Below are 273 nucleotides of genomic sequence, written 5' to 3' on the forward strand. Positions count from 1 at the left end.
TGCCATCAGTTAAGGCAGGGTTGACTGGAACAACAAAGTCACCATTTTCATCTACTGTACCTGTACCAAGGATGTTGCCATCTTTGTCAGTTACTACAATTTCTGAACCTGGCTCACCTTTACCAGTGATCTCTGTACCGTCTTTGTTGATTTCAACTTCAGATGGTAGTGCAGGCGCAATAGTGTCTTTCTCGCCCGTGATTTCTACAGGCTCAGACTCATTACCAGCTTCATCTTTTGCAATAACGTCAGCAGTGTTGCCATCAGTTAAGG

The 273-nt window shown here is 44.3% G+C and carries 1 protein-coding gene; it reads right to left on the reverse strand.

Annotation, left to right across the window (positions count from 1 at the left end; all coding sequences use genetic code 11):
- Window positions 1-273 (reverse strand): Ig-like domain-containing protein (locus tag NI467_RS14675; protein ID WP_253153506.1); only part of this gene is annotated, 273 nt, incomplete at both ends.

Source organism: Acinetobacter sp. S4397-1, from assembly GCF_024129285.1.
Taxonomy (GTDB): Bacteria; Pseudomonadota; Gammaproteobacteria; order Pseudomonadales; family Moraxellaceae; genus Acinetobacter; species Acinetobacter lwoffii_C.